Below are 2,532 nucleotides of genomic sequence, written 5' to 3'. Positions count from 1 at the left end.
CACGCTCGGAAGGCTCGCTAAGCCATGACCCGTTCCGTCTGGAAAGGCCCGTTCGTCGACGGGTACCTGCTCAAGAAGGCCGAGGCTCTGCAGAGCTCGGGCCGCAAGGATGTGATCAAGACCTGGTCGCGCCGCTCGACGATCATGCCCCAGTTCGTGGGCCTGACCTTCGGCGTGCACAACGGCCAGAAGCACGTCCCCGTGCTCATCTCGGAAGACATGGTCGGCATGAAGCTGGGCGAGTTCGCTCCCACCCGCTTCTTCCCCGGTCACGCGGCCGACAAGAAGGCCAAGAGGAAGTAAATGAGCAAGCAAGCCAAGGCTCGCCGTTATTCGGACGCCGAAGCGGTGGCGAAGGTGCGGACCATCCGCATCAGCCCCCGCAAGCTCAACCTCGTGGCCCAGTCGATCCGCGGCCTGAAGGTTCAGCGCGCTCTCAACGAGCTCGAGTTCAGCGCCAAGCGCATCGCCAAGGACGTCCGCAAGGCGCTCTACTCGGCGATCTCGAACGCCGAGAACAACCACAACCTCGACATCGACTCGCTGGTCGTCGCCGAGGCCTACGTGGGCAAGAACCTGGTCATGAAGCGCTTCCACGCCCGCGCCCGCGGCCGTGCGAGCCGCGTCGAAAAGCCGTTCAGCGAGATCACGATCGTGGTCCGCGAAGTGGGTGAGGCCGCCTAATGGGTCAGAAGATCAATCCGGTCGGGCTTCGCCTCGGCATCAACCGCACCTGGGACAGCCGCTGGTTCGCCGACGGCCCCGAGTACGGCCGGCTGCTGCACGAGGACATCAAGGTGCGCCGCGCGCTGAAGAAGCGCCTGAACCAGGCCGGCGTGTCGCGCATCATCATCGAGCGTCCGCACAAGAAGTGCCGCATCACCATCTATGCCGCGCGCCCGGGCGTGATCATCGGCAAGAAGGGCGCGGACATCGAGAAGCTGCGCAAGGACATCGCCGCCATGACGGACGGCGAGGTGCACCTGAACATCGTCGAGATCCGCAAGCCGGAGACCGACGCGCAGCTGATCGCCGAGAACATCGCCCAGCAGCTCGAGCGCCGGGTCGCGTTCCGCCGCGCCATGAAGCGTTCGATGCAGTCGGCCATGCGCCTCGGCGCCAAGGGCGTCCGCATCAACGTGTCGGGCCGCCTCGGCGGCGCCGAAATCGCGCGGATGGAGTGGTACCGCGAAGGCCGCGTGCCGCTGCACACCCTGCGGGCCGACGTGGACTACGGCTTCACCGAAGCCCGGACCACCTACGGCATCATCGGCGTGAAGGTTTGGGTCTTCAAGGGCGAGGTCCTCGACCACGACCCGATGGCCCTCGACAAGCGCCTGGCCGGCGAGAGCGGGCCCGCCGGTGAAGGCGGCGGCCGCGATCGGGACCGTCCGGACCGCGGCCCGCGCCGCGAGCGCCGCGGCGAGCCGCAGAACGCCTGAGGACTGACAGATGCTTTCCCCTAAGCGCACCAAGTACCGCAAGCAGTTCAAGGGCCGCATCCACGGGACGGCCAAGGGCGGCTTCACGCTGAACTTCGGCTCATACGGCCTGAAGTCCATGGAGCCCGAGCGCATCACGGCGCGGCAGATCGAGGCGGCCCGCCGCGCGATCACCCGCCAGATGAAGCGTCAGGGCCGGGTGTGGATCCGCGTCTATCCGGACGTTCCGGTGACCGGCAAGCCCGCCGAAGTCCGCATGGGCTCGGGCAAGGGTTCGGTCGAGTACTGGGCGGCCCGGGTGCATCCCGGCCGGATCATGTTCGAAATCGACGGCGTGCCGGACGACGTGGCCCGCGAAGCCCTGCGCCTCGGCGCGGCGAAGCTTCCCGTGCGGACCCGGATCGTGACCCGCATCGACGCCGCCGTGGAGCACGCGTGATGAAGATCGACGAAGTCCGGGGCATGACGCCCGATCAGCTGAACGAGCAGCTCGTCTCCCTCAAGAAGGAGCAGTTCAACCTGCGCTTCCAGAAGGCGACGGGCCAGATCGAGAAGACCCACCGCGTGAACGAGGTGCGCAAGGATATCGCGCGCATCAAGACCGTTCTGCGGACGAAGCAGGCTCAGGCCTGAGGAGAACAGACAGATGCCGAAGCGAATTCTCGAAGGCGTTGTCGTCTCCGACAAGGGCGACAAGACGGTGGTGGTGAAGGTCGAGCGGACCTTCCTGCACCCGGTGCTTAAGAAGACCGTCCGCCGGTCGAAGAAGTACCACGCCCATGACGAAGCCAACGCCTGCAAGGCCGGTGAGACGGTGCGCATCATCGAATGCGCCCCTCGCTCCAAGACGAAAACCTGGGAAGTGCTGCCTGCCGGCGGCGCGGCCCAAGCGTAAGGATCTGCAGTCATGATCCAGATGCAAACTAACCTGGACGTCGCCGACAATTCCGGCGCCCGCCGGGTCATGTGCATCAAGGTGCTGGGCGGCGCGAAGCGCCGTTACGCCAGCGTCGGCGACAAGATCGTCGTCTCCGTGAAGGAGGCGATCCCGCGCGGCCGCGTGAAGAAGGGCGATGTGCTGCAGGCCATC

7 protein-coding genes are annotated in these 2,532 nt (G+C 66.2%); all 7 read left to right on the top strand.

All coding sequences use genetic code 11. The features are described from left to right. Nucleotides 1-24: 24 nt before the first annotated feature. Nucleotides 25-303 (top strand): 30S ribosomal protein S19, encoded by a 279-nt coding sequence (gene rpsS / locus JNK30_RS03330; protein ID WP_293480167.1) that lies wholly within the window; start codon nucleotides 25-27, stop codon nucleotides 301-303. Further along, on the top strand, nucleotides 304-684 hold the full coding sequence (rplV, locus tag JNK30_RS03325) for a 50S ribosomal protein L22 (RefSeq protein ID WP_293480165.1): 381 nt from the start codon (nucleotides 304-306) through the stop codon (nucleotides 682-684). After that, a complete protein-coding gene (gene rpsC / locus JNK30_RS03320; protein ID WP_293480164.1) occupies nucleotides 684-1,442 on the top strand; it encodes a 30S ribosomal protein S3 in 759 nt (252 codons plus the stop codon). The genes rplV and rpsC overlap by 1 nt, the downstream gene beginning before the upstream one ends. Nucleotides 1,443-1,452: 10 nt before the next feature. After that, nucleotides 1,453-1,881: a 50S ribosomal protein L16 gene (gene rplP / locus JNK30_RS03315; RefSeq protein WP_293480162.1), complete on the top strand. Its 429-nt coding sequence runs from the start codon at nucleotides 1,453-1,455 to the stop codon at nucleotides 1,879-1,881. Further along, nucleotides 1,881-2,075 carry a 50S ribosomal protein L29 gene (rpmC, locus tag JNK30_RS03310; protein ID WP_293480160.1) on the top strand — a complete coding sequence of 65 codons (195 nt, stop codon included), beginning with the start codon at nucleotides 1,881-1,883 and terminating at the stop codon, nucleotides 2,073-2,075. Before rplP ends, rpmC begins: the two co-directional genes overlap by 1 nt. A 13-nt stretch (nucleotides 2,076-2,088) precedes the next feature. Continuing rightward, the gene (gene rpsQ, locus JNK30_RS03305) at nucleotides 2,089-2,337 is read left to right on the top strand and encodes a 30S ribosomal protein S17 (RefSeq protein ID WP_293480158.1); all 249 of its coding nucleotides are present in this window, start codon (nucleotides 2,089-2,091) and stop codon (nucleotides 2,335-2,337) included. A 12-nt stretch (nucleotides 2,338-2,349) separates the two neighbouring features. Beyond that, a partial coding sequence (locus tag JNK30_RS03300; RefSeq protein ID WP_293472732.1) for an uL14 family ribosomal protein occupies nucleotides 2,350-2,532 on the top strand: 183 nt, incomplete at its 3' end.

Source organism: Phenylobacterium sp. (assembly GCF_016793225.1).
Classification (GTDB): Bacteria; Pseudomonadota; Alphaproteobacteria; order Caulobacterales; family Caulobacteraceae; genus Phenylobacterium.
This window is presented reverse-complemented; position numbering and strand designations above follow the sequence as displayed.

Bases quoted from the DNA above. Each gene is read 5' to 3' on its own strand.
- rpsS (WP_293480167.1), top strand. From the start codon at position 25: ATGACCCGTTCCGTCTGGAAAGGCCCGTTCGTCGACGGGTACCTGCTC.
- rplV (WP_293480165.1), top strand. From the start codon at position 304: ATGAGCAAGCAAGCCAAGGCTCGCCGTTATTCGGACGCCGAAGCGGTG.
- rpsC (WP_293480164.1), top strand. From the start codon at position 684: ATGGGTCAGAAGATCAATCCGGTCGGGCTTCGCCTCGGCATCAACCGC.
- rplP (WP_293480162.1), top strand. From the start codon at position 1,453: ATGCTTTCCCCTAAGCGCACCAAGTACCGCAAGCAGTTCAAGGGCCGC.
- rpmC (WP_293480160.1), top strand. From the start codon at position 1,881: ATGAAGATCGACGAAGTCCGGGGCATGACGCCCGATCAGCTGAACGAG.
- rpsQ (WP_293480158.1), top strand. From the start codon at position 2,089: ATGCCGAAGCGAATTCTCGAAGGCGTTGTCGTCTCCGACAAGGGCGAC.